The sequence below is a fragment of the Pseudomonas fluorescens group sp. genome (genome assembly GCF_020093335.1).
In the GTDB taxonomy this organism is placed as follows: domain Bacteria; phylum Pseudomonadota; class Gammaproteobacteria; order Pseudomonadales; family Pseudomonadaceae; genus Aquipseudomonas; species Aquipseudomonas petroselini.
Genome location: NZ_JAIOKW010000018.1, coordinates 44056 through 68647, shown reverse-complemented (window position 1 = coordinate 68647; position 24592 = coordinate 44056). Strand labels below are relative to the sequence as shown.

Annotated in this window: 20 protein-coding genes and 1 pseudogene; 14 read left to right on the top strand and 7 right to left on the bottom strand. The window is 62.5% G+C overall.

All coding sequences use genetic code 11. The features are described from left to right. Nucleotides 1–7 precede the first annotated feature (7 nt). Nucleotides 8–2239, bottom strand: a complete 2232-nt coding sequence (locus K7431_RS19045) for a xanthine dehydrogenase family protein molybdopterin-binding subunit (RefSeq protein ID WP_012723500.1) — start codon at nucleotides 2237–2239, stop codon at nucleotides 8–10. After that, the gene (locus K7431_RS19040) at nucleotides 2239–2694 is read right to left on the bottom strand and encodes a (2Fe-2S)-binding protein (RefSeq protein WP_012723501.1); all 456 of its coding nucleotides are present in this window, start codon (nucleotides 2692–2694) and stop codon (nucleotides 2239–2241) included. The genes K7431_RS19045 and K7431_RS19040 overlap by 1 nt, the downstream gene beginning before the upstream one ends. A gap of 319 nt (nucleotides 2695–3013) precedes the next feature. Between K7431_RS19040 and K7431_RS19035 the strand changes: the two are divergent. Together K7431_RS19035 and K7431_RS19030 are read left to right on the top strand one after the other, a co-directional pair. Beyond that, nucleotides 3014–3157: pseudogene (locus K7431_RS19035) on the top strand (methyl-accepting chemotaxis protein); the annotation flags it as partial. A gap of 121 nt (nucleotides 3158–3278) precedes the next feature. Beyond that, complete coding sequence (locus K7431_RS19030) at nucleotides 3279–4064, top strand: FadR/GntR family transcriptional regulator (RefSeq protein WP_012723502.1); 786 nt, start codon at nucleotides 3279–3281, stop codon at nucleotides 4062–4064. Here K7431_RS19030 and K7431_RS19025 read toward each other — a convergent pair. Both K7431_RS19025 and K7431_RS19020 read right to left on the bottom strand, forming a co-directional pair. Then, nucleotides 4019–4834: an NAD-dependent epimerase/dehydratase family protein gene (locus tag K7431_RS19025; protein WP_012723503.1), complete on the bottom strand. Its 816-nt coding sequence runs from the start codon at nucleotides 4832–4834 to the stop codon at nucleotides 4019–4021. The genes K7431_RS19030 and K7431_RS19025 overlap by 46 nt on opposite strands. A gap of 72 nt (nucleotides 4835–4906) precedes the next feature. Continuing rightward, nucleotides 4907–5632: an oligogalacturonate-specific porin KdgM family protein gene (locus K7431_RS19020; RefSeq protein WP_012723504.1), complete on the bottom strand. Its 726-nt coding sequence runs from the start codon at nucleotides 5630–5632 to the stop codon at nucleotides 4907–4909. 347 nt (nucleotides 5633–5979) lie between these two features. Here K7431_RS19020 and K7431_RS19015 point away from each other — a divergent pair, with 347 nt between their 5' ends. From K7431_RS19015 to K7431_RS18970, 10 genes are all read left to right on the top strand, one after another. After that, nucleotides 5980–7134, top strand: coding sequence for a mandelate racemase family protein (locus K7431_RS19015; RefSeq protein ID WP_012723506.1), 1155 nt, complete (start codon nucleotides 5980–5982; stop codon nucleotides 7132–7134). A 71-nt stretch (nucleotides 7135–7205) separates the two neighbouring features. Further along, nucleotides 7206–8816, top strand: coding sequence for an ABC transporter substrate-binding protein (locus K7431_RS19010; RefSeq protein WP_012723507.1), 1611 nt, complete (start codon nucleotides 7206–7208; stop codon nucleotides 8814–8816). Nucleotides 8817–8856: 40 nt separating this feature from the next. After that, on the top strand, nucleotides 8857–9894 hold the full coding sequence (locus tag K7431_RS19005) for an ABC transporter permease (RefSeq protein WP_012723508.1): 1038 nt from the start codon (nucleotides 8857–8859) through the stop codon (nucleotides 9892–9894). A gap of 45 nt (nucleotides 9895–9939) precedes the next feature. After that, complete coding sequence (locus tag K7431_RS19000) at nucleotides 9940–11550, top strand: ABC transporter substrate-binding protein (RefSeq protein ID WP_012723509.1); 1611 nt, start codon at nucleotides 9940–9942, stop codon at nucleotides 11548–11550. Between the two features lie 50 nt (nucleotides 11551–11600). Then, a complete protein-coding gene (locus tag K7431_RS18995; RefSeq protein ID WP_012723510.1) occupies nucleotides 11601–12518 on the top strand; it encodes an ABC transporter permease in 918 nt (305 codons plus the stop codon). Nucleotides 12519–12531: 13 nt separating this feature from the next. Next, nucleotides 12532–13371 carry an ABC transporter ATP-binding protein gene (locus K7431_RS18990; RefSeq protein ID WP_012723511.1) on the top strand — a complete coding sequence of 280 codons (840 nt, stop codon included), beginning with the start codon at nucleotides 12532–12534 and terminating at the stop codon, nucleotides 13369–13371. 11 nt (nucleotides 13372–13382) lie between these two features. Beyond that, nucleotides 13383–14159, top strand: coding sequence for an ABC transporter ATP-binding protein (locus tag K7431_RS18985; RefSeq protein ID WP_012723512.1), 777 nt, complete (start codon nucleotides 13383–13385; stop codon nucleotides 14157–14159). Nucleotides 14160–14359: 200 nt separating this feature from the next. After that, the gene (gene kdgD, locus K7431_RS18980; RefSeq protein WP_012723513.1) at nucleotides 14360–15271 is read left to right on the top strand and encodes a 5-dehydro-4-deoxyglucarate dehydratase; all 912 of its coding nucleotides are present in this window, start codon (nucleotides 14360–14362) and stop codon (nucleotides 15269–15271) included. 91 nt (nucleotides 15272–15362) lie between these two features. Further along, on the top strand, nucleotides 15363–15731 hold the full coding sequence (locus K7431_RS18975) for a 5-carboxymethyl-2-hydroxymuconate Delta-isomerase (protein WP_012723514.1): 369 nt from the start codon (nucleotides 15363–15365) through the stop codon (nucleotides 15729–15731). A gap of 40 nt (nucleotides 15732–15771) precedes the next feature. Beyond that, nucleotides 15772–17574 (top strand): glycosyl hydrolase family 28 protein, encoded by a 1803-nt coding sequence (locus K7431_RS18970; RefSeq protein ID WP_012723515.1) that lies wholly within the window; start codon nucleotides 15772–15774, stop codon nucleotides 17572–17574. A 79-nt stretch (nucleotides 17575–17653) separates the two neighbouring features. Here the strand turns inward: K7431_RS18970 and K7431_RS18965 are convergent, their stop codons facing one another. Beyond that, nucleotides 17654–18556 carry a LysR family transcriptional regulator gene (locus tag K7431_RS18965; RefSeq protein WP_012723516.1) on the bottom strand — a complete coding sequence of 301 codons (903 nt, stop codon included), beginning with the start codon at nucleotides 18554–18556 and terminating at the stop codon, nucleotides 17654–17656. Nucleotides 18557–18662: 106 nt separating this feature from the next. Between K7431_RS18965 and K7431_RS18960 the strand changes: the two genes are divergently transcribed. Both K7431_RS18960 and K7431_RS18955 read left to right on the top strand, forming a co-directional pair. Beyond that, a complete protein-coding gene (locus tag K7431_RS18960; RefSeq protein ID WP_043206203.1) occupies nucleotides 18663–20030 on the top strand; it encodes an MFS transporter in 1368 nt (455 codons plus the stop codon). Then, complete coding sequence (locus tag K7431_RS18955; protein WP_012723518.1) at nucleotides 20027–21301, top strand: glucarate dehydratase family protein; 1275 nt, start codon at nucleotides 20027–20029, stop codon at nucleotides 21299–21301. The genes K7431_RS18960 and K7431_RS18955 overlap by 4 nt, the downstream gene beginning before the upstream one ends. A gap of 54 nt (nucleotides 21302–21355) precedes the next feature. Here the strand turns inward: K7431_RS18955 and K7431_RS18950 are convergent, their stop codons facing one another. Together K7431_RS18950 and K7431_RS18945 are read right to left on the bottom strand one after the other, a co-directional pair. Then, entirely contained in the window at nucleotides 21356–23038 is a 1683-nt protein-coding gene (locus K7431_RS18950) for an AMP-binding protein (RefSeq protein ID WP_012723519.1), read from the bottom strand. Between the two features lie 574 nt (nucleotides 23039–23612). Continuing rightward, nucleotides 23613–24554: a LysR family transcriptional regulator gene (locus tag K7431_RS18945; protein WP_012723520.1), complete on the bottom strand. Its 942-nt coding sequence runs from the start codon at nucleotides 24552–24554 to the stop codon at nucleotides 23613–23615. Nucleotides 24555–24592 lie beyond the last annotated feature (38 nt).

Sequence of the window (24592 nt, the reverse complement as noted above, 5' to 3'; positions counted from 1 at the left end):
CTGAAAGTCAGCTGAAGGTGTGTCGGCTCATGGGCAGGCTGCGAATACGCTGGCCGGTCAGTTGCGCCACCGCATTGGCCACCGCAGGCGCGACGGCGGGCAGCGGCGGTTCACCGATGCCGCCCATCTTTTCGCCACTTTCGACAACCCGTACGTGCACCCGCGCCATGCGCGATGGGGGCAGGATCGGGTAGAGGTCGTAGTTGCGCGCCCGTGGCAGGCCGTTCACGTACACCGCTTCTTCGAGCAAGGTCTGGGATAAGCCCAAGGCCACCGCGCCATTCACCTGCGCTTCGACGATTGCCGGGTTGACGATGCTGCCGGGGTCGATGGCCTGCCAGATATCGTGCACCTTGACCTGGCCGTTTTCGATCGACACTTCCGCGATCACTGCCGCGTGGGAGCCGAACGGCGAAGCCATGGCCACGCCACGCGCACGTCGGCTGCCGTCCTCGGCGGTGAAGGGGCCTCGTTTCCAGCCACCGGACAATTCGCCCGCCGCTTGCAGCAGGGTGGTCAGCCGTGGGTTGTCGCGCAGCAGGTGCAGGCGCAACTCATAGGGGTCGTGCCCGCCTTTGTCTGCCAGTTCATCGAGGAACGCTTCATAGAAGAAGTCATTCAGCGAATTGCCCACCGAACGCCAGTAGCCGAGCATCGCCGGGCCTTTGACGTAGATCTGTGCGATGCGTTTGTTGGGGATGGCGTACGCCTTGCCCGACAAGCCTTCAAGGGCGGTGGGGTCGAGCTTTTCGCCCTGTTTGCCGGCGATGGCTTCGGTCGGGCCTTCGGTGGCGCTCACGGCTTCAATGGCCACCGGCAGGCCTTTGTCATCCAGCGCGGCGCGGAACTTGACCACCGCGACCGGGCGCAGCACATCACGCAGGAACTCTTCCTCGCGGCTCCAGATCACCTTGACCGGACGGCCCACCGCCTTGGCCAGCGCGATGGCCTGCGGATACGGGTTGGCCGAGTCATACAGGAAATGCCGGCCGAAAAAGCCACCCAGCAGGGGCGAATGCAGGTTGATTTTCGCCACGTCGAGACCGGCGCGCTTGGCGATGTCGGCACGGAACATGTCCGGCGCCTGGTTGGGCAGCCAGATATCCAGCGTGCCGTCGGCGTTGTAGCGTGCGAGGGCCGATGGCGGCTCCAGCTGGGCGTGGTTGAGGTATTGGTTGTGGTAGGTGGCGTCGACTGTGGTCTTGGCGCCTGCCAAGGCGGCGGCTACGTCGCCTTCGTTTTCGTCGTCGCGGGCCGGGCCTTGTTGGGCGGCGAGAAAATCGCGGAAGCCATCGCTGGAAAAGTCCGCCGGCATCACGCGCACGGTCGAGTCAGGCGCCGCTTCCTGCCAGTCGGCCTGGATCGCTTCCACTGCACGCTTGGCGTGCCACCAGCGTTCAGCGACCACGGCCACTGCGCCGGGCAGTACATGCACCGAGTGCACGCCTTTCATGTCTTCGACCTGCGCCTGGTTACGCACGCCGCCCACGGTCATGCCCAGGCGTGGCGCGTGTTGCACGGCAGCGTGGAGCATGCCGTCGACCTTCAGGTCGATGCTGTACAGCGCCTTGCCGGTGGATTTGTCATAGGCGTCCAGACGCTTGACCGGCTTGCCGATCCAGCGGAACTGGCTCGGGTCGCGCAGGGTGATGCTGGCCGGGTCGGGTACCGGCATGTCGAGGGCGCGACCGGCCAACTCACCGTAGCCCAGCGAGCGGCCGGACGCGGCGTGTACCACCCGGCCCGGCTGGGTGGTCAGTTCGGCCAGCGGTACACCGAGCTGCTCGGCACCGGCCTGCAGCAACATCGCGCGGGCGAGGGCGCCCAGGCGGCGCATGGTCGGGTAGCTCATGCGCACTGACATGCTGCCGCCGGTAATGCGCATGCCGTTTTCCATCACCACATAAGCTTCGCCGGGCGGAGCGGCCTCGACCACGAAGGTGGCGGGATCGGCGTCCAGTTCTTCACCGACAATCTGCGCCATGGCGGTGTGCGTGCCTTGCCCGCCTTCCATGAAGGGGCTGAGCAGGCGCACGCTGCCGTCCGGGCGGATTTCCAGGAACGCCGGCACTTGGGTGCCACGTTCTACGGTGGCGGCGGCCTGCACCCTGGCCGAGCCGAGTGGCAAGCCGAAACCGATGACCAGCGCACCCACGGCAGTACTCGCCAGAAAGCGGCGGCGCGACAGGTTGACGGGTTCACCGGATAACAGGTCGAGCAGTTCAGGGCGCGTGTTCATCAGACGCCCTCCTGCTTGGCCAACTCGTCGACGGCCGTGTGAATGGCGTTATACGTGCCGCAGCGGCACAGGTTGATCATAGCGGCGTCGATCTGCGCCTTATTGGGCGCAGGGGTGTGCTTGAGCAGCGCGGTGGCGGCCATCACCTGCCCGGACTGGCAGTAACCACATTGCGCCACCTGGTGCTCGACCCAGGCCGCGACCACGCGCTTGCCCACGTCATCGGTTTCAATGGCTTCGATGGTGGTGACTTCGCGTCCGACCACCCCGGCTACCGGCGTGACGCAACTGCGCACGACATTGCCATCCACCAGCACCGAACAGGCGCCGCATTGGGCCAGGCCGCAGCCGTATTTGGTGCCGGTCAGCCCCAGGTCATCACGGATCACCCACAGCAGGGGCGTGTCGGCGTCGGCGTCGACCTGATAGGTTTTTTGGTTGATGCGTAATTCCATCGCTCACCTGCTCATCATCGGTGGAGGCGGCCATTTTTAGTATTGAGAGTGCGGCGGCCGCTCATTGTCGAACTCTAGACCAGCGCACAAGGGCTATCTATCCGAAATCCGATAAGTCGGAGGATTAGGCAAGTATTCAAGAGGATTGAGCGATGGCTTAAGCGTATGGATCGGCTGCGCTGTTTCTGACCGACTGTTGATCTAGGTCAGTACAACGCCGATTGGCGCCCATGAGCCGCTGCGGGACAAGGTCGACTCGTTTTTACGAGTGATATCATCATGCCGCTATTTTGGCGTGCAGGCGTCAATGTGAACCATGCGTGGCTTCGCGGTGGTAGCGTCCGAGGTGCGGGTGCTGGCCCAGAAGACGTAGGAATCCACCGGAAGCATCCAGCGGATGATCAGCAACCTGCAAACCGGTTCGGACCGTGCGACCACCTCCATGCAGGAAACCTTGGGCGAGGGCGCTTGCTCCCGATATCGGTGGCTCAGCCCGCCGATAGGCCTGTACAAGGCGCTATGTTGTCGTACAACTGCTTGAGCTATGATGAGGGTTCATTCGCAAACCGAGAATAACGCGCCCGATGGACTACCCGAACGTCCAACCCAGTGCACGTCGAAAGCACCGCAGCATGGCCGAGGACCTGGTGGCCGAGTTATCTCGGCGCATCCACGCCGGCGAGTTGGCGTGCGCCACCAAACTGCCGACCGAGTCGCAGGTCATGCAGGAGCATGGCGTCAGCCGCACGGTGGTCCGCGAGGCGATTTCGCGCCTGCAGGCGGCGGGGCTGGTGGAAACCCGGCATGGCGTCGGGACGTTTGTGTGTGACATCCCCAGCGCGAGTGGTTTTCGTATCGACCCGGCCAGCATTGTCACGTTGGAGGATGTACTGGCGGTGCTGGAGCTGCGCATCAGCCTGGAAGTGGAGGCCGCCGGCCTGGCCAGCCACCGGCGCACCCCGGAGCAGTTGCAGTTGATGCGTGACTCGCTGGATATTCTCCAATCCAGTGCCATCAGTGCCGAGTATGCGGTGGCCGCGGACTTTCAGTTTCACCAGCAGATCGCCCTCGCCACCGGCAACCGCTACTTCACCGACATCATGCTGCACCTTGAGGTGAGCATTATTCCCCGTGCGCGCATGCACTCCACGCGCCAGGCCAACAACGACAAAGAACCCTATGTAGAGCGCTTGAGCCGCGAGCACGAGGCGATCTACCAGGCCATTGCGCGCGGCGACTCCGACGCAGCGCGCGCGGCCATGCGCTTGCACTTGTCCAACAGCCGTGAGCGGATGCGCCGGTCTTACGCGGCGGCCAGCGCCGCTCAATCGGTGTCGAACGGCCCGGCTGCGGTGAACGCGCCGCCCTGAAACAGCCGGTCGGGATCGTTCTCGCCAGGCTCCGGCTGGCGCTCGACGGTGTCGCGAAACGCCTCCGAACTGTCCTGCGGGTTAAAGCCCAGGTGCGCTGCATGGCGGTTGTCCCACCAGGTCGTGCGGTTGGCGGAAACGCCGTAGACCACGGTGTGCCCCACATCACGCGCGAGCAGGGCGCGCTCAATCAAGTGGTCCAGGTCGCGGTAGCTCAGCCAGGTCGACAGCATCCGTCGGTTGCGCGGCTGCGCGAATGAAGAGCCGATGCGCAAACTGACCGTTTCAATGCCATAACGCTGGAAGTAAAAGCTTGCCAAGTCTTCGCCGTAGGCCTTGGACAAGGCGTAATAGCCATCCGGGCGTCGCTCGCTGTGGGCATCCAGGGGTTGGTCCTGTGTGTGAAAACCGGTGACGTGATTGGAGCTGGCGAACACCACGCGCTTGATCCCGTGTTTGCGCGCCGCTTCATAAAGATGAAAGGTGCCGCGGATATTGGCGTCGAGAATCGCTTCGAACGCCCGCTCAACGGAAATTCCACCCATATGCACGATGGCATCCACGTCCTTGAGCAGGGCGTGCACGGCCTTTTTGTCGGCCAGGTCGCACTGCACGACTTCGTCATGGGCGCCGGCGCTGGGCGTCAGGAGGCTGATGTCGGAGGCGCGCACGATATGCGCGTGGGCTTGCAGGGTTTCCCGCAGGATTTGCCCCAGGCCGCCGGCGGCGCCGGTCAACAGAATGCGGTTGAAGGGTTTGGTTGTGGTCACGTTGAATCTTCCTTGTCGAGGTGTAGGCGCGAGCCCGCCACAGCGAACTCGCGACTGCAGTGCCAATAAGCGTTACATGAAGTTGTACTGCACCCCCAGGCGCCAGCGGGCCTGGCGGTCTTCGCTGGTGGCGTTGACCTTCACGTCCCCGATTTCCATGAACGGGGCCCACTCTTTAGTCAGTTTGTATTTGACGATCATGTTCTGTTCGTAATCGCTCTTCTTGTTGTCGTAGCGGATGTAGTCGGTCTTGAAATAGATGTACTGGTATTCAAAGGCCCACTTGCTGGCCGGGGTATAGCCCAGCCAGCCTTCGAAGCGATTGGTGTGCTGGTTGTCCTTGGCGCGATCCGGCATGTCCTCGTTGATCTGGTCGCGGTCGAGCTTCTTTGCGTCCAGTCGATAGCGCGTGGCGACGTAGAACGCGTCGTTGATCTTGTAGTTGTACTTGAGGCCGACCTTGTAGGTTGTCGAGTCCTTCGAACTGTCCATCTGGAACGCCGGGGTCAGGGTCGATTGCGGGCTGAGCTTGTAGTTGTAGCTCACCGTGAACTCGTGGCCGTTGTTGATCATGTTGTCGTAGGCGACGTCTTCACGATCGCCGGCCGTGCGGTATTTCAACTCCCCCTCGAATCCCAGGCCGCTGTCCATGCGGTAGCCGAGTTTGATCCGGTCAGCGTGGGCGCTGTCGTCTTCGGTGAACTGATGGCGGTAGTTGATGTTGGCGGAGTCGGCGTTGACACAGAAGGGCAGGCCGAGCGCAGTGACAGTCAAAAGCGTGCGTAGGGTGGTGTTCATACGGTCTTCTTTTATTGTTTTTGTTGGAATGTTCTACCGGCCTGACGCCGGCAGTTGTTACGAACCTGTTACGTTTTGCGCGCCGACATACGTTATCGTATGACTATGCAGTGGTCTACGTGTTATCGGTCGTTTTGAAACACTTGGTTACAAATATGCGCAATGAATACTGGGTTATTCTCGTGTCTTGTTATTTTGAGTTGTCTTTAAAAGCGAGGGGTTTCGGGGGTTTTAGTGAGATTTGCGGCGCGGAGTGGTTGGCTTTTCAAATGTTGTACGATGACCTATGATCATTCTCAGCAGGCGACGCTCCTGTCACAAATTCAATAAGAAGGCTAAAGACGTCCATGAGAATTACCGCAGTCAACGTCCAGGTGTTTTCCTACCCGACTCGCCGCGCAGTAGACAGTGCCGGCCACGCCCATCCCGGCGAAGTCGCCCAGGCCAAGATGGCCCTGTTGCGTATCCAGACCGAGGAGGGTACCGAGGGTTACGCGTTCGGGCCGCCGGAATTGATCCGCCCTTATGTGCTCGATGGGTTTGTGCGCAAGGTGCTGGTCGGGCAGAACGCTTTTGATCGAGAAAAAATCTGGCACGACCTCGCACACTGGCAGCGCGGCAGTGCCAGCCAGTTGACCGACCGCGCGCTGGCCTTGGTGGAGCAGGCCTTGTGGGACTGGGCCGGGCGCAAGCTGGGCGTGCCGGTGCACAAGCTGATCGGCGGTTTTCGTGACAAGGTTCCAGCCTACGGCTCGACCATGTGCGGGGATGAATTGCCCGGCGGCCTGGCCACGCCCGACGACTATGGGCGGTTTGCCGAGACCCTGGTCAAGCGCGGTTATAAGGCGATCAAGTTGCACACCTGGATGCCGCCTGTGTCCTTTGCCCCGAGCCCGCGCATTGACGTCAAAGCCTGCGCGGCGGTGCGCGAGGCGGTGGGTCCGGACATCGCGCTGATGCTCGACGGCTATCACTGGTACAACCGAACCGACGCCCTGTATATCGGCCGCGAGCTGCAGAAGCTCGATTTCGCCTGGTTCGAAGAACCGATGATGGAAGACTCCGCCGAATCCTATGCCTGGTTGGCGGGCCAGTTGGACATCCCGGTACTGGGCCCGGAAACCCTGGCCGGCAAACACTTGAGTCGCGCCAGCTGGGTGAAGAATGATGTGTGCGACATCCTGCGTGCCGGGGTCGCCGGCGTCGGCGGTATCGGCCCGTGCCTGAAGGTGGCGCACATGGCCGAATCGTTCGGGATGGATTGTGAAATTCACGGCAATGGCGCGGCCAACCTGGCCGTGGTCGGTGCGATCAAAAACTGCACCTGGTACGAGCGTGGGTTGCTGCACCCGTATTTGGATTACGACGAAGTACCGGCCTACCTCAAGCGCCTGGTCGACCCGATGGACAGCGATGGGTTTGTGCACCTGTCCGATTTGCCGGGCCTGGGCGAAGACATCGATTTCGAATTTGTCGAGGCCAACACGCTTAACCGCTTTTGATGTGAACTGAGGTCTCCCGGCCGCGGCCGGGACACCCACGAGCCCTATAAATATAAGAAAGGCGTTTTACTATGAGCATTCTTCCTTCGCTGTGGGCGCGGGTGCTGGCGGCGGCCCTGGTGGTTGGCGCAGTCCCTGTGGTGCAGGCCAAGACCCCGGCTGATCAGTTGATCGTCGGCATGAGCATGATCAATCTGCTGTCGCTGGATCCGGCCGCGGCCACCGGGCTGGATGTGTCGGAGATCAATGCCAATCTCTATGACATGTTGCTGGTGCAGGACGTGGCCAGGCCCGACCAATTGGTGCCGGCACTGGCCGAGCGTTGGCAGGTCAGCGATGACCGCAAGACCCTCACCTTTAACCTGCGCACCGATGTGAAATTCCAATCCGGCAACCCGCTGAGTGCCGATGATGTCGCTTGGTCATTGCAGCGGGTGCTCAAGCTGAACCTGGCGCTGGCTTCCACCTGGAAGGCCTATGGCTTCAGCGCCGACAATGTCGAGCGCTACATGCGCGCCACCGATCCCAACACCTTCGTGATCGAACTGCCACGCCCGACCGACCCACAACTGGTGCTTAACACCCTGGCGACATCGCCCAGTGCGTTTATCCTCGACCGTAAAACCGTGCTCGAACACCAGAAAAACAACGACATGGGCGCCGCCTGGCTGGTCACCCACGCGGCCGGCAGCGGCGCGTTCGTGCTCAACGACTGGCGCGCCAACGACGTGATCCTGATGACCCGTTTCGACGGCTACTGGGGTGGCCCGGCCAAACTCAAGCGGATCGTCATGCGCAACATGACCGAGTCCCAGTCGTTGCGCCTGATGATCGAGCGCGGCGACCTGGACATCGCCAAAGGCATGTCCGCACCCGATATCCAGGCCTTGCAGGGTAACCCCAAGGTACGCACCCAGACCCTGCAGCGCGGCACCTTGTATTACGTGGCGTTGAGCGTGAAGCAGCCGATGTTCGCCGACGCCCGCGTGCGCAAAGCCGTGCGTTCGCTGATCGATTACCAGGGCATCAACCAGACGGTGATGCCGCACTACGGCCTGATCAACCAGCGCCCACTGCCGCTGGGCCTGGCCGCGCGCCTGCCGGACCCGGGCTATCGCCTGAACGTCGAGGAAGCCAAGGCGCTCCTGGCGCAGGCCGGCTACCCCAACGGTTTCAAGACCACCATTCGCGTGCTGGCCGAGCCGCCGTTCATCAATATCGCTTCCAACCTGCAATCGACCCTGGCCCAGGCCGGGATCGAAGCCAGCATCATCACCGGCACCGGCAACCAGATCTACGGCGCGATGCGTGAGCGCAGCTTCGACATCATCGTCGGCCGCGGCGGCGGCGGGGCCGAGCGCCACCCGCATTCCAGCTTGCGTACCCTGGTGTACAACCCGGACAACCGTGACGAAGCCAAACTGAGCAACTTCCAAGGCTGGCGCACCTCGTTCTACAGCCCCGAGTTGAACCAGTTGATCGAACGTGCCGAGGTCGAGCCCGATGGCGCCAAGCAACTGGCCCAGTACCGGCAGGTCCAGCAACTGCTCGACGAGCAAGTGGGCGCGATCCTGCCGGTATCCCAGATGACCGACACCGTGCTGGTCTACAGCGACGTGACGGATTTCCAGGGGCACACGGCCGCCACTACCCGCTACAAGGACGTCTACAAGACGCGCTAAGGCCGCGCATCCTCGGATGCCGACTGCACAGGAGCTTCCCATGTTTGTTATGACTGCCTCGGTAATGGGCGCTCGCGCGTCCAACACAGCCCGGCGTGCCGGTACGGTCCTGGTGACCTTGCTCGGCCTGCTGGCGCTGACGTTCATCATCGGCAGGGTCATGCCGCTCGACCCCGTGCTGGCCGTGGTCGGGCCAGACGCCGACAGCTCCACCTACGACCAGGTGTACCGGGCCATGGGGCTGGATAAGCCGATCTGGACTCAGTTCGGCCTGTACCTCAACGACCTGTTGCACGGTAACTTCGGCAACGCACTGTTGACCGGCCACCCGGTACTGGATGACATCCGCCGGGTGTTCCCCGCGACCATCGAACTGGCGACCCTGGCGATCCTGTTCGGCATCGTCATCGGCCTGCCGCTGGGCGTGTGTGCCGCCAGTAACCAGGGGCGCATGGGCGATCACGTGGCGCGGGTCATCACCTTGTTCGGCTATTCCACGCCGATTTTCTGGCTGGGCATGATGGGCTTGTTGGTGTTCTACGCCTGGCTCGGTTGGGCCGGCGGGGCAGGGCGCATCGACCTGGCGTACGACGGCATGGTGCCCGACGTGACCGGGCTGTTGCTGATCGACACGGCGCTCGCCCGCGACTGGGAGGCCTTTACCAGTGCCTTGCGCCATATCGTGCTGCCGGCGCTGATCCTTGGGCTGAATTCGGTCGCCTACATCAGCCGCATGACCCGCAGCTTCATGCTGGAGCAGCTGTCCCAGGAGTACATCATCACCGCTCGCGTCAAAGGCTTGTCCCGGCGCCAGGTGGTGTGGGGCCACGCTTTTCGCAACATCCTCGTGCAATTGCTGACGGTGGTGGCCCTGGCCTACGGCTCGCTGCTCGAAGGCGCCGTGCTGATCGAGACCGTGTTTGCCTGGCCCGGTTTTGGCCAGTACCTCACCAGTAGCCTGATGCTGGGGGACATGAACGCGGTGATGGGGTGCGTGCTGGTGATCGGCTTGATCTTTGTCGCGCTCAACCTGATCAGCGATGCCCTCTACAAGGTGTTCGACCCGCGCACCCGTTAAGCGCTTCGCAGTACCGATAAAACTATAAAAAGAAGGATTCTTTCAATGACGACTGCATTTTCAACACTGCGCCTGAGCCTGCTGGCGGCCGCACTGGCGCTGGGCCCGATGACGCTGGCCCAGGCCAAGACCCCGGCCGATCAACTGATCGTGGGCATGAGCATGGTCAACCTGTTCTCCATCGACCCGGCCAACGCGCCCGGCCTCGACGCTTCCGGGGTCAACGCCAATCTCTACGACACACTGATCAAGCGCGACCAGGGCAACCCGGAAAAGCACCTGCCGCAACTGGCCGAACGCTGGGACATCAGCGAAGACGGCAAGCAAGTGACCTTTCATCTGCGCCAGGACGTGAAGTTCCACTCCGGCAACCCGCTGACCGCCGAGGATGTGGCCTGGTCGCTGTACCGGGTGATGAAACTCAATTTCGGCCTGGCCACCACCTGGAAAGCCTACGGCTACAGCGTCGAGAATATTCAGTCGCTGATCCGCGCCACGGATGCCCACACGCTGGTCATCGACCTGCCGCAGACCATGGACCCGCTGCTGCTGGTGGACTCGCTGGCCATCTCGCCGAGCGCCGTGGTGGTGGACCGCAAGACCGCCCTGGCCCACGAGAAAAACGGTGACCTGGGGGCCGGTTGGCTGGTGACCAATGAGGCGGGCAGCGGCCCCTTCGTGCTGACCAAATGGAACGCCAACGACTCGCTGTTGCTGACCCGGTTCGACGGCTACTGGGGCGGCGCGGCCAAGCTCAAGCGCGTGGTGGTGCGGCATATGACCGAGTCCCAGTCGCTGCGCCTGATGCTTGAGCGCGGCGACCTCGACCTGGCGTATGGCATGGCCGCACCGGACATTCGCGCCATCGACGGCTCGGACAAGATCCAGGTGCAGTCATTGCCGCGCGGCACGATGTACTACGTCGCCATGAGCATGAAGCAACCCGAGTTCGCCAAGGCCCAGGTGCGTGAAGCAGTGCGCAACTTGATCGACTACAAGGGCCTGGATGAGCAGGTGATGCCGTATTACGGCACGCTCAATCAGCAGCCGATGCAGTTGGGGTTGGCGGCGCGTTTGCCGGATCCGGGCTATCACATGGATGTGCCGAAGGCGAAAAAGCTGCTTGCCGAGGCGGGGTATCCCGAGGGGTTCACAACCACTATCCGCACGCTGTCGGAGCCGCCGTTCATTGATATCGCCGCGCGCCTGCAAGCGACATTGGCCGAAGGCGGGATCAAGGCGAGCATCGTCACCGGCACCGGCAACCAGGTCTACGGCGCGATGCGGGCGCGCAATTTCGAGATCATTGTGGCGCGTGGGGCTGAGCGTTATCCCCATCCGTATTTCAGCCTGCGCACGTTCGCCTATAACCCCAACAACAGTGACGACGCCGGTTTGCCCAACTTCCAGGGCTGGCGCGCCTCGTTCTTCAGCCCGCCGCTCAACAGCCTGATCGACAAGGCCGGCGTGACGCGTGACGCGGCGCAGCGCATCAGCCTGTATCACCAGGCGCAGACCCTCTATGACCAACAGGTCGGGCCGATCCTGATGATCTCGCAAATGACCGACACCGTGGTCAGCGCCGCCGATGTCAAGGGCTTCAGCGGTGACGACGCCGAGGCCACCCGCTACCTGGGTGTCTACAAGGCGCGCTGAGTCGGGCCGGGTACGCCCGGCACTCCTGAATTCACACAGAGAACATGCTGATGAATGCCAACCTGTCTTCGATTGATTCCACCCTGAAGCGGCGGGCCGAGCGTACGCCCGGCTCCAGCTTCGATGCCTTGTGCAAGAGCGGCGTGCGGATTTTGCGCCACCTGTTGCGTAACCCCATGACCCTGGCCGGCCTGCTGGTGGCGTTGCTGCTGATCGTGGTGGCGGCGTTCGCGCCGTGGATCGCTACGCATGATCCGGTCGCGCAGAACCTCGCCAACGCCTTGCAGGCGCCGGGCGCAGCACATTGGTTCGGCACCGATGAATATGGCCGGGACATTTTCAGCCGGCTGGTCTACGGCTCGCGCATCACCTTGTACATCATTGCGTTGGTAACGGTGATCGTCGGCCCCATCGGCCTGTTTATCGGCACCGTGTCGGGGTACTTCGGCGGCGCCGTGGATACGGTGTTCATGCGCCTGACCGACATCTTCATTTCCTTCCCCAGCCTGGTGTTGGCCCTGGCGTTTATCGCCGCTCTCGGCCCTGGCCTGGAACACGCCGTGGTGGCGATTGCGTTGACCTCCTGGCCGCCCATCGCACGCCTGGCGCGGGCGGAAACCCTGTCGCTGCGCAATGCCGATTTCGTTGTGGCCGTGGAGCTGCAAGGAGCGTCGCCGGCGCGGATTATCCTGCGCCATATCGTGCCGATGTGCCTGTCGTCGGTGATCATCCGCCTGACCATGAACATGGCCGGGATCATCCTCACGGCGGCAGCCCTGGGCTTCCTCGGCCTGGGCGCGCAGGCGCCGCTGCCCGAGTGGGGCGCGATGATTTCCACCGGGCGCCGCTACATGCTCGAGTGCTGGTGGCTGGTCGCCGTGCCGGGGGCGGCAATCATGTTGGTCAGCCTGGCATTCAACCTGTTGGGCGACGGCCTGCGGGACATTCTTGATCCGCGTAGCGAATAACGGAGCCACACCTATGTCCGCCATCAAATTGAACGTCGAAGGGCTCAACGTGCGCTTCTTCAACGGCCAGAAAGAAACCCATGCCGTGCGCGATGTATCGTTTGCCCTGGGCCGCGAAAAGCTGGCGATCGTCGGCGAGTCCGGTTCGGGCAAATCCACGGTCGGCCGCAGCCTGCTCAAGCTGCACCCGCCGAGCGCGAGGATCAGCGCCAAGGCCATGGCGTTTGGTGAGGTCGACCTGCTCTCGGCCAGCGAAAAAGCCATGCAGAAGATCCGCGGCCAGCGCATTTCGATGATCATGCAAGACCCCAAGTATTCGTTGAACCCGGTGGTCAAGGTGGGCGACCAGATCGCCGAAGCCTACCTGGCCCACCACAAGGCCAGCCGCAGCGAGGCCCGTGAGCGGGTCATGCAGATGCTGGAACAGGTGCATATCCGCGATCCGAAGCGGGTCTACAACCTGTACCCCCACGAAGTCTCGGGCGGCATGGGGCAGCGCATCATGATCGCGATGATGGTCATCACCCGCCCGGAGGTGATCATTGCCGATGAACCCACCTCGGCCCTCGACGTCTCGGTGCGCCAGCAAGTGCTCAGCGTGCTGGAGGAGTTGGTGGAGCAGCAGCAGATGGGCCTGATCTTCGTCAGCCACGACCTCAACCTGGTCCGCAACTACTGCGACCGCGTGCTGGTGATGTACGCCGGACGCGTGGTGGAATCCCTGGCGGCGTGCGACCTGCAATACGCCGAACATCCCTACACCCGTGGCCTGCTGGCCGCATTGCCAAGCATGGACAACCGCCGCGTGCACCTGCCGGTGCTCCAGCGCGACCCGCTTTGGCTGACCCACTGAGGAACCTGACCATGCCCATGATCCAAGCCCACGCGCTCAACCTGAGTTTCGGCACCGGCGCGAGTCTCAATCACGTGCTGCACGATGTCAGCCTCAGTGTTGCCGACGGCGAATCCTTTGGCCTGGTGGGGGAGTCCGGTTCGGGCAAGACCACCGTGCTGCGCTGCCTGGCCGGGCAATACCGGCAGTGGAGCGGTGAGCTGAGCATTGCCGGCGCACCGCTGCAACACAAGATTCCCAAGGCGCATTTTCGCAAAGTGCAGATGGTCTTCCAGGACCCCTACGGCTCCTTGCACCCGCGGCACACTATCGATACCGCCTTGCGTGAGCCGTTGATTATCCATGGGGTAGGGGACAAGGACGACCGGATCGACGAGATCCTGCGCAAGGTCGGCCTGAATGACAGCTTCCGCTTCCGTTACCCGCATCAATTGTCCGGCGGCCAGCGTCAGCGCGTGGCCATCGCCAGGGCGCTGATCCTTGAGCCTCGCGTGTTGTTGCTGGATGAGCCTACCTCGGCCTTGGACGTTTCCGTGCAAGCCGAAATCCTCAACCTGCTCACCGACCTGCGCGCGCAGGAGAAGCTGACCTACCTGATGGTGACGCACGACCTGGGGGTGGTGACGCACCTGTGCGACCGCGTAGCGGTGATGCAGCAGGGGCGGATTGTCGAACTCCTCGACAGTCAGGGCCTGAGCCAGGACCTGGCGGCACACGACTATACGCGGATGCTGGTGCAGGCCAGTCGAGACTTCAGTCAGGCGTCCGAGCGGCGTCAAGCCAGCTAATAAGGCAAAGTCATCGTACAACATGATCATTGAGTTGCTGGGCGTACTCCTGTGCGTCCGGCAGTAATTGTCATGTTTTATTGATGATTTCCGCAAATTACCGTTAGGTGAAATATCTCGTTGGCTTAAGTATTTATATAGTTGTACGATGACGTACCTCTTAAGGTATCCCTTCATTTTCGATCTGAGGTTTGCGAACCATGACGCCACAAGAACTAAAAACAGTCCTGTCTTCCGGCTTGCTGTCGTTCCCTGTTACTGACTTTGACGCGGCCGGTGACTTCCGCGCCGACACCTATGCCCGCCGCCTGGAATGGCTGGCGCCGTACGGCGCCAGCGCGCTGTTCGCCGCCGGCGGCACCGGGGAATTTTTCTCCCTGGAAGCCAAGGAATACACACAGATCATCAAGACGGCCGTCGACACCTGCAAAGGCCAGGTGCCGATCCTTGCCGGGGCAGGGGGCCCGACCCGCCAGGCCATCGCCTATGCCCAGGAAGCTGAGCGCCTGGGCGCCGCCGGGATTCTGCTGATGCCCCACTACCTGACCGAAGCCAGCCAGAAAGGCTTGGTGGCCCACGTTGAGCAGGTGTGCAACTCGGTGGATTTCGGCGTGGTGGTGTACAACCGCAACCTGTGCCGCCTCAACGCCGACAGCCTGGAGCAATTGGCCGAGCGCTGCCCTAACCTGATCGGCTTCAAGGATGGTATTGGCGAGGTCGAGTCGATGGTGTCGATCCGTCGCCGCCTGGGTGATCGCCTGACCTACCTCGGTGGGCTGCCGACCGCCGAAGTCTACGCGGCGGCCTACAAGGCCCTCGGCGTGCCGGTGTACTCCTCGGCGGTGTTCAACTTCATCCCGAAAACCGCCATGGATTTCTACCACGCCGTCGCTGCCGACGATCACGCCACGGTGGGGCGCTTGATCGATGATTTCTTCCTGCCGTACCTGGCCATCCGTAACCGCTGTGAAGGCTACGGCGTGAGCATCGTCAAGGCCGGCGCACGCCTGGTCGGCCACGACGCCGGCCCGGTGCGCGCGCCGCTGACCGACCTGTTGCCTGAAGAAGTGGAGCAACTCGACGTGCTGATCAAGGCCCTCGGCGCCCAGTAAAGCCACTGCGAGGCTCAACTGTGGGCGCTGTCGAGCCCCGCTTGCATCGCTGAAGCTCGACGGCTTCCACAGTCCACCATGAGGATCCACCATGCCCCATTGCATCATCGATTGCCCTGCCACCCTGGCCCAGCGCATCGGCGAACAAGCTCTATTGGCCACCGTGCACGATGCCCTCGACAGCTTCGGCCTATTCAAGCCGGGCGACATCAAAGTGCGACTCAACGGCTTCACCCATTACCGCTGCGGCGCGACGCAAGATGACTTCGTGCATGTGGCGCTGTACCTGTTCGCCGGGCGCAGCGCCGAGCAGCAACGCAGCCTCGCTTCGGCGACACTGGGCGCCCTGATCGAAGTGCTGCCGCAGGTTGAAGCGCTGTCCATGGATGTGCGGGAAATGCCTCGAGAGACCTTCGTCAATCGCAGTCAATACCTCGAAGAAGCCGGGCGGCAGGCTTAACGCCCTCGGTGTGATAACCGGCAAAAACAAGGAGAACAACATGCCGCATCAACCCTCGCAAAAAACCTCGACCCGTTGGCTGCTGGCCATCGCGGCCCTCGGTTGCAGTCCGCTGTCATGGGCGCTGCAGGCACCGTCCAAGCTGCAAGTGCCGACCTTGGCTTATGACGACCAGCAGATCATCCTGGTCTGGGAAAAACCCCTCGCGCACGACGGCATCAAGGACTACCGGGTCTACGCCAACGGCGCCTTACTGGGCAGCGCCAACGCCAACAACGACCAGGTGTCGCCGGCCAAACCCTACATTGACCATTTCTACCAACAGGACCGGGCGAACTTTCACCATCGCATCGGCATTCACAGTTACACCGCCCAAGGCCTGAAGCCGGACACCCCGTACCGGTTTACCGTGCGCTCGGTCGACAGCAGCGGCAAGGAATCGGCCGACAGTGCCGCCGTGCTGCAACGCACCACGCCGGTCCCGGTGGTGTTCGACGTGAAGCACTATGGCGCCAAGGGCGACGGTATTCATCTCGACACCCTGGCGATCCAGCGCGCTATTGATGCCTGCACGGTGGGCGGCAAAGTGTTGCTGCCCAAAGGCACCTACAAAAGCGGGGCGCTCTACCTCAAGAGCAACATGACCCTGGAGATCGCCGACGGCGCGACCCTGCTGGGTTCCGAGCGCGCCGAGGATTACCCGCTCGCGGGGTACATCCAATACCCGTATTCCAGCACCGTGCGTCCGGCCTCGCTGATCAACGCACTGCCGCGCGATCCGCGTCAGCACCAAACGTTCGAGAACATCCGTATCGTCGGCAAGGGCACCCTCGACGGCAACGGCTGGAAGCGCAACGCCGATGTACGCGACGAACGCGGGCAAACCCTGCCGTTCTATGTGCCCAGCGACAACACGCGCTACCTGCAGGATGGCCTGCTGGCCAAGGCTCAAGTGGAGCAAGCGGTGGCGCGGGGCATGAACGTCAAGGACGCCTACGGGCAGATGCGCTCTTCGCTGATCACCCTGCGCAACGTGAAAAACGTGTTTTACGGTGGCTTTACCGTATTGAACCCAGCGTTCCACGGCATCATGAACCTGGAGACCGAAAACGTGGTGCTGGCCAACACCACTCACACCACGTATGACGCCAACAACGGTGACGGCATCGAGTTCGCCAACAGCAAGGGCGCGATGGTGTTCAATAACTTCTTCGACACCGGCGATGACTGCGTCAATTTTGCCGCCGGCACCGGGGCCGACGCGGTGCACCAACGGCCGCAGGAGGATGCGTGGATCTTCAATAACTACTTCCGTAAGGGCCATGGCATGGTGGTTGCCGGCAGCCACACCGGCGCCTGGATCCAGAACATCCTGGCCGAAGACAACGTGTCCGACGGCACCGATGCCGGGTTGCGCATGAAGAGCACCAACTTCATGGGCGGCGGCGCGCGCAACGTGACATTCCGCGACTCGGCGATCCGCAACACCGTCAAGCAGGCGTTCATTTTTACCCTGGATTACAACGACCCGAACGCCAAGCTCGACTACCAACGCTCGACGGTGGCAGGGCAGTTCAAGGACATCCGCGTCAGTGATGTCAGCGTCGAGAATGCCCAGGGCGCTGCGATCGAAGTCAAGGGCGACGCCCAGCACAATGCCTATCATCAGGGCCTGGTGTTCGAGCGCGTGCGGTTCAGTGGCGCGGCCAAGGCGCGCATTGACGGGTTGAAAGACTCGCGCTTCGACCACGTGGTATTCAGCCAGACTGGGTCTGCCAACCCATGGCAGGTGAGTGACAGCCATGGGTTGGTGTTTGAGGCCGTGCAGCCGCCGCCGCGTTGACCTGTCTGCCGCGCGTGACGTTGACCCGGTGACGGCCCTTGCCCGACGCGTGCAGCACCGGGGCGTCGGGCGTGCGCAGTCAGTCTGCCCAGCCGTCGCGCACGGCGTTGCGAATCCCGTCCAGCAACATCGCGAACGCCGGGTTGTCATTGTTCTCGCGCCAGATCAAGTGCAGCTCGCTCTGTGCTCCTTCGCCCAGGTCTATATCGCGGAACACCACGTTCTTGAACACCACGCTGCTGGCGCAACGCGGCACCAGCGCCAGGCCCATGCCGGCGTTGACCAATGCCAGGATGGTCAGGGATGAGCCCAGCCACTGCACGTACTCCGGTGCAACGCGGGCCGAGCGCAACAGGCCGGTCAGCAGTTCGTTGAACGGCGGGTAGGCGGAGTGGGCGTACATCAGGAAGGGCTGGGCGTCCAGGTCGTGCACGCTGACCGTCTCGGTATTGGCCAGCCGGTGGCTGCTCGGCACCGCCAGCACGAAGGGTTCGCGCACCAGGCATTCGGTGGCATACCCCGGCTCCAGCAACGGCGCGCGCACGATACCCAGGTCGATGCGGCGGGCGCGCAGGGCTTCGTATTGCTGGTAGGTGTTCATTTCCGCCAGGTCGATCTTGACGTGGGGCTGCTTGAGCCGCGCCTCGGCGATGACCCTGGGCAAAAACTCATACACCGCACTGCCGACGAAGCTGATGTTCACCGTACCGATATCGCCCTCGGCGAAGCGGCGCGCGGTGACGGCCGCTTGCTGGGCGCGCTCCAGCAGGTTCTGCGCCTCGATGAAAAACGCCCGGCCGGCGGCGGTGAGTGCCACGCTGCGAGTGGTGCGGGTAAACAACTCGACCCCCAAGTGATGCTCGAGCAATTGGATCTGCCGGCTGAGGGGCGGCTGGGTCATGTTCAGGCGTTCGGCCGCGCGCCGAAAATTCAGCTCGGTGGCCACGGTGGTGAAGCAGCGCAGTTGAGTCAGCTCGAACATTGATCTAATCCTGGTATCAATCGAATGCCAAGTTAGATTAGACGGGAACAATCTCTGGCGTCCATGCTTCAAGCGTCCCTAAAACAATAATGAGTGGGAGTTGCCCTTGGATACCCTCCAGAATCCGCCAGACCCTAGCGTGCTCGCCCGCGCGGCCGCCAAGGTCAAGCGTCATGTCTTGCCGTTGTTTGTGGTGATGTTCATCGTCAACTACATCGACCGGGTCAATATCGGCTTTGTGCGCAGCCATTTGGAGACCGACCTCGGCATTGGCGCGGCAGCCTATGGCCTGGGTGCCGGGTTGTTCTTCATTGGCTACGCGATCTTCGAAGTGCCCTCCAACCTGCTGTTGCAGCGCTACGGCGCACGGGCCTGGCTGACGCGCATCATGTTCACCTGGGGCGCGGCCGCGATGGCCATGGCCTTCGTCAAAGGTGAAACCAGTTTCTATATCCTGCGCTTTGTCCTTGGCGCTGCCGAAGCCGGGTTTTTCCCCGGCATCATCTACTACTTCACCCAGTGGCTGCCGGCGGCCGAGCGTGGCAAGGCGATGGCGATTTTCCTCAGTGGTTCGGCGATTGCCTCGGTGATTTCCGGGCCGGTGTCGGGGGCGCTGCTGCACGTCAACGGCTTGAGCCTGCATGGCTGGCAGTGGATGTTCCTGATTGAGGGCTTTGCTTCCATCCTGCTCTGCGGGTTTGTGTGGTTCTGGCTGCAATCCCATCCGCATCAGGCGAAGTGGCTCAGCGACGAAGAAAAACAGGCGCTGGTCAGCGCCATCGACCTTGAACAGCAGGCCCGTGAAGCGTCCCAGGTCACCCGGCCGTCGATGTTCAAGTTGCTGGCGGACAAACAGATCGCGCTGTTCTGCTTTATCTACTTTTCCATCGCCCTGACCATTTACGGCGCCACCTTCTGGCTGCCCAGCATGATCAAGAAAATGGGCGATTTGGGCGACTTCCAGGTGGGCCTGTTCAACTCGATTCCGTGGTTGATTTCCATCGTCGCCATGTACGCGTTCGCCGCCCTGGCCAGCAAGTGGAAACATCAGCAGGCGTGGGTTGCGCTGATGCTGGTGATCGCCGCCTTCGGCATGTTCATGTCCACCACCGGCGGGCCGGTGTTTGCCTTTATCGCCATCTGTTTTGCCGCGATTGGCTTCAAGGCCGCCTCTGCCTTGTTCTGGCCGATCCCCCAGGGTTATCTGGATGCGCGGATCGCGGCGGCGGTGATTGCCTTGATCAATTCGGTCGGCAACCTGGGCGGCTTCGTCGCACCCACCACCTTCGGTTTGCTGGAACAGACCACCGGCTCCATCGAAGGCGGGCTGTATGGCCTGGCCGCCACATCGCTGGTGGCGGCGGTGGTGGTGTTTTTTGCCCGTACCGCACCGCGCGGCGCAGTGCCGCCTACGTCCACACCGACTACTCACCCACACGCCTTGCGTCCAGGCCCACAGGGAGCCGCCTCTTGAAAATCGTCCGCGTTACCGTCACACCTATCGCCTTTCGCGACCCACCGTTGCTCAACGCCAGCGGTATCCACGAAGCCTACGCACTGCGCTCGATCATCGAAGTCGAGAGCGACACCGGCTACATCGGCCTCGGCGAAAGCTACGGCGATGCCCCGGCGCTGGCGATCAAGCAGCTGGTGCAGCCGCAACTGATCGGCCTGGACCCCTTCAATCTCAATGGGCTGCGCGCCATCGTCCAGGCCACGGTGGCCGCGCACAAACCCGCGAGCCTCAGCGGCGCGGAACTGGCGCCGGGTTCTCATGCCAGCAAGGCGGTGAGCAATGCCTATTCGGCGTTCGAAGTGGCCTTGCTCGACCTCCAGGCCCACGCCTTGAACGTGCCGCTGGTGGACTTGCTCGGTGGGGCGATCCGTGACCGGATCCCGTTCAGTGCCTACTTGTTTTTCAAGTACGCCGAACACATCGACTCTCCCTACAAGCCCGATAGCTGGGGCGAAGCGCTCAACGAAGAGCAGATCGTCGCCCAGGCGAGGCGGATGATCGAAGCCTATGGTTTCAAAAGCATCAAGCTTAAAGCCGGTGCCCTGGAACCTGAACATGAAGTGCGCTGCATCAAGGCGCTTAAAAAGGCTTTCCCCGGTGTGCCGCTGCGCATTGACCCGAATGGCAACTGGTCGCTGCAGACCTCGATTCGTATGGCTGAACTGCTCGGCGATGACCTGCAGTATTACGAAGACCCGACCCCAGGCCTGGAGGGCATGGCCGAACTGCACACACGTACGGGCTTGCCCCTGGCGACCAATATGGTGGTCACCGACTTTGACGAGTTCCGCCGCAGCGTGGCCCAGGACAGCGTGCAGATCGTACTCGCCGACCATCACTACTGGGGTGGCCTGCGCGACACTCAAGCGTTGGCGAAAATGTGCCAGACCTTCGGCCTGGGCGTGTCGATGCACTCCAACTCACACTTGGGCATCAGCCTGATGGCGATGGCGCATGTGGCCGCGTCGGTCCCCAACCTCGATTACGCCTGCGACACCCATTACCCCTGGCAGGAACCGGACGAGGAGGTGATCAAGGGCGGCAAAGTGCCGATTGTCGATGGCTGTGTGACGCTCACCCGCGCGCCCGGGCTGGGCCTTGAACTTGATCATGATCAACTGGGCAAGCTGCATGACCAGTACCTGAGTTGCGGCATCCGCCAGCGCGATGACGTGAAACAGATGCAGCGTTACCAACCGGATTGGAAGACCGTCAAACCGCGTTTCTGAAGCTGGTCGCTTCACGTTGCCCGGCGATGCCTTGTGAGGTCGCCGGGCTTTTTTTCAGCCAAAATCTTCCTCGAAATGTTCCTGCTCGCCGCGTGTATTGCTCTGGCGGCGCAGCACCTCCATCTGGCGCAGTTCCACCCGGCGGATCTTGCCGGAGATGGTCTTGGGCAGTTCACTGACGAACTCGATACGCCGCACCCGCTTGTAAGGCGCCAAATGCTCACGGGCGAAGGCCAGGATGTGCCGGGCCAGTTCGGCGCTGCCGGGGGCGTCGTGGGCCAATATCAGGAACGCCTTGGGCACCGCCAGGCGCAAGGGATCGGGGCTGGGCACTACGGCAACTTCCATCACCGCCGGGTGTTCGATCAGCGCGCTCTCCAGTTCGAAAGGGCTGATGCGGTAGTCGGAAGCCTTGAACACATCATCCGCGCGGCCCACGAAGGTGATGTAGCCGTCGGCGTCGATTTGCGCGGTGTCGCCGGTGCGGTAGTAGCCGTCACGCATGACCTCGGCGGTTTTTTCCGGGCTGTCTTCGTAGCACAGCATCAGGCCGAGCGGGCGCACGTCCAGGGGCAGGGCGACTTCGCCCTCAGTGCCGGGGTTGCCGTCGGGATCGAGCAAGGCCACTTGATAGCCCGGCAACGGGCGGCCCATGGAACCGGGCTTGAGCAACTGGCCAGGGGTGTTGCCCACCAGCGCGGTGGTTTCCGACTGGCCAAAACCATCGCGCAGCGGCAAGCCCCAGGCCTGCTGGATCTGTTCGATGATTTCCGGGTTCAGCGGCTCGCCGGCGCCGACCAGTTCGCGCAGGCTCAGGCGCGGCTTGTAGCTGGCCAGGTCTTCCTGGATCAACATGCGCCACACCGTGGGCGGCGCGCACAGGCTGGTCACGCCGTAGCGTTCCAATGTGCTGAGCAGGGTGGGTGCGCTGAAACGCGCGACGTTATGGATAAAGATGCACGCGCCGGCATTCCACGGCGCGAACAGGCAGCTCCACGCATGCTTGGCCCAGCCCGGCGACGAGATATTCAGGTGCAGGTCGCCCGGTTGCAGGCCGATCCAGTACATGGTCGACAGGTGCCCCACCGGGTAGCTCTGGTGGCTGTGCAGCACCATCTTCGGCTTCGACGTGGTGCCGGAGGTGAAATACAGCAGCATCGGGTCGGTGGCCAGGGTGCGGCCTTCGGCCTCGAAGTGTTCGGGGTATGCAAAGGCGGCGCTGTGCGCGACCCAGCCGGCAGGCGCCGAACCCACGCAGATGCGGCTGCAACCGTCCGCCAGGCCGGCGAACTTGCTGACATGCGCCTCGCCGACCACCAAGTGACGCACCTGCCCGCGCTCGATCCGGTCGCGCAGGTCATCAGCGTTCAGCAGGGCCGTGGCGGGGATGACCACCGCCCCGAGCTTGAACGCGGCGAGCATGGTTTCCCACAGTGCCACATCATTGCCGAGCATCAACAGCACGCGATCACCACGCCGCACGCCGAGGGCGCGCAGGTGGTTGGCCACCTGGTTAGCGCGCGCGGCCAACTGCTGGAAGCTGTAACGCTGCTCGCTGCCGTCTTCTTCGACGATCCACAGCGCATTGGCCGGATTGCCCTCGGCCATGGCGTCGAAATAGTCCAGGGCCCAGTTGAATTCGCCCAGTTGCGGCCAACGGAAATCCCGTACGGCAGTGGCGTAGTCGGTGCGGTGAGCGAGCAGGAAATCCCGAGCGGCCAGGAAGGGCTGGGTCATGGTGGGTGTCCTTAATTATTGTTGTGGGACTGCCCCTCGGCTGGGCCGAGAGGCTGGACCGAGTATAGGCACGCATAAATCAGAGCAGAACGCCCAAAAATACCCGAGCGTTGTGCAAAAAAGTGATGGGTGTAGTGAGCGGGCTTGCCCCGCGCTGGGGTGCGAAGCAGCCCCAACACCTAGCGTGATGTTTACCTGAAAAAATTCGCTGACTGGATCAGGGTCGCTTCGCACCCCAGCGCGGGGCAAGCCCGCTCACTACAAGAGCTTCCGAAACCTCAATAGGAGGTCAGTCCTTGAGTGCTTTCAGGTGCTTGTAGATCGTCTGCCGCTCCACAACCTAGCCGTGATGTTTGTCTGAAAAAATGCGCTGACTGGATCAGGGCTGCTTCGCACCCCAGCGCGGGGCAAGCCCGCTCACCACAAGCGCTTCCGAAACCGCAATGGCAGGTCAGCCCTTGAGTTGCTCCAGGTGCTTATAGGCTGTCGCCCGCCCCATGCCCAGCTAGAGCTGTTGTAGTGAGCGGGCTTGCCCCGCGCTGGGGTGCGAAGCAGCCCCAACACCTAGCAGTGATTAACCGCCGGTGTATCGAAACCCGCCTGACAATTTCTCCTTCAAATAGCTGACCAATGCACTCACTGACTTCGGCACATGGGGCGAGTAAGGGCGGATCAGGTAGATCTCATCGGCAAACGCGCCTTTTAGCGTCCAGTCGGTGAGCACCTGCACCAGCGTGCCGCTGGCCAGGGCAGCATGGGCGCTGAAGTCCGGGAGCAGGGCGATGCCCAGGTGGTTGAGCGCCGAGTCGCGCAAGGCCTCGCTGTTATTGGTGGCGAAGCTGCCGGCGATGGGCACGGTGAGGCGCTCGACGTTTTTGCTGCCGCGTTCGAAGGTCCAGGCGGGCTGGTCGGTGCCGCGTGGGTAGAACAGGCAGTTGTGGGCCGATAAGTCACCGGGCTCGCGTGGCTCGCCGTGGCGTTGCAGGTAGTCCCGAGTGGCGACCAGCACCGAGCCGGTGTCGCACAGTTTCCAGGCCACATGGGTTTCCGGGACCTGGAAGCCGTGGCGCACGGCCAGGTCGTAGCCCTCGGCGGCCAATGAACTCAGGGCGTCCGACACGTCGAGTTGAATACGTACCTGCGGGTACTGTTGCAAGAACTCCGACAGGTGCGGCACCAGTTGCTGACGGGCGAACGCCACGGGTGCGGTGAGGCGCACCAGCCCGCGAATCTCCCCGGCCGAGTCGCGCACCGACGAGAAGCTGCGGGCGATCTGTTCATAGGCGCTGCGCACCTCTCGCGTCAACGACAGCCCCGCATCGGTCAGCCGCACACTGCGCGTTGTTCGCGTCACCAGCCGTGTGCCGGTGGCTTTTTCCAGGTCGGAAATACGCTGGCTGACGGCCGACTTGCTCACGCCAAGGCGCGCGGCAGCGGCGGTGTAGGTGCCTTGTTCCTGCAGCACGGAGAGCCAGTGGATATGGGTCCACAGGCCTTCTATCTCGGATTTTTCCATGGGTCTATTGTTCGCGTCTATGGACAATAAGTTCTGGA

Bases quoted from the DNA above. Each gene is read 5' to 3' on its own strand.
- K7431_RS18950 (WP_012723519.1), bottom strand. From the start codon at position 23,038: ATGACCCAGCCCTTCCTGGCCGCTCGGGATTTCCTGCTCGCTCACCGC.
- kdgD (WP_012723513.1), top strand. From the start codon at position 14,360: ATGACGCCACAAGAACTAAAAACAGTCCTGTCTTCCGGCTTGCTGTCG.
- K7431_RS19040 (WP_012723501.1), bottom strand. From the start codon at position 2,694: ATGGAATTACGCATCAACCAAAAAACCTATCAGGTCGACGCCGACGCC.
- K7431_RS19030 (WP_012723502.1), top strand. From the start codon at position 3,279: ATGGACTACCCGAACGTCCAACCCAGTGCACGTCGAAAGCACCGCAGC.
- K7431_RS18995 (WP_012723510.1), top strand. From the start codon at position 11,601: ATGAATGCCAACCTGTCTTCGATTGATTCCACCCTGAAGCGGCGGGCC.
- K7431_RS19045 (WP_012723500.1), bottom strand. From the start codon at position 2,239: ATGAACACGCGCCCTGAACTGCTCGACCTGTTATCCGGTGAACCCGTC.
- K7431_RS18970 (WP_012723515.1), top strand. From the start codon at position 15,772: ATGCCGCATCAACCCTCGCAAAAAACCTCGACCCGTTGGCTGCTGGCC.
- K7431_RS19020 (WP_012723504.1), bottom strand. From the start codon at position 5,632: ATGAACACCACCCTACGCACGCTTTTGACTGTCACTGCGCTCGGCCTG.
- K7431_RS18990 (WP_012723511.1), top strand. From the start codon at position 12,532: ATGTCCGCCATCAAATTGAACGTCGAAGGGCTCAACGTGCGCTTCTTC.
- K7431_RS18985 (WP_012723512.1), top strand. From the start codon at position 13,383: ATGCCCATGATCCAAGCCCACGCGCTCAACCTGAGTTTCGGCACCGGC.
- K7431_RS19005 (WP_012723508.1), top strand. From the start codon at position 8,857: ATGTTTGTTATGACTGCCTCGGTAATGGGCGCTCGCGCGTCCAACACA.
- K7431_RS18965 (WP_012723516.1), bottom strand. From the start codon at position 18,556: ATGTTCGAGCTGACTCAACTGCGCTGCTTCACCACCGTGGCCACCGAG.
- K7431_RS19000 (WP_012723509.1), top strand. From the start codon at position 9,940: ATGACGACTGCATTTTCAACACTGCGCCTGAGCCTGCTGGCGGCCGCA.
- K7431_RS18975 (WP_012723514.1), top strand. From the start codon at position 15,363: ATGCCCCATTGCATCATCGATTGCCCTGCCACCCTGGCCCAGCGCATC.
- K7431_RS19015 (WP_012723506.1), top strand. From the start codon at position 5,980: ATGAGAATTACCGCAGTCAACGTCCAGGTGTTTTCCTACCCGACTCGC.
- K7431_RS19010 (WP_012723507.1), top strand. From the start codon at position 7,206: ATGAGCATTCTTCCTTCGCTGTGGGCGCGGGTGCTGGCGGCGGCCCTG.
- K7431_RS18945 (WP_012723520.1), bottom strand. From the start codon at position 24,554: ATGGAAAAATCCGAGATAGAAGGCCTGTGGACCCATATCCACTGGCTC.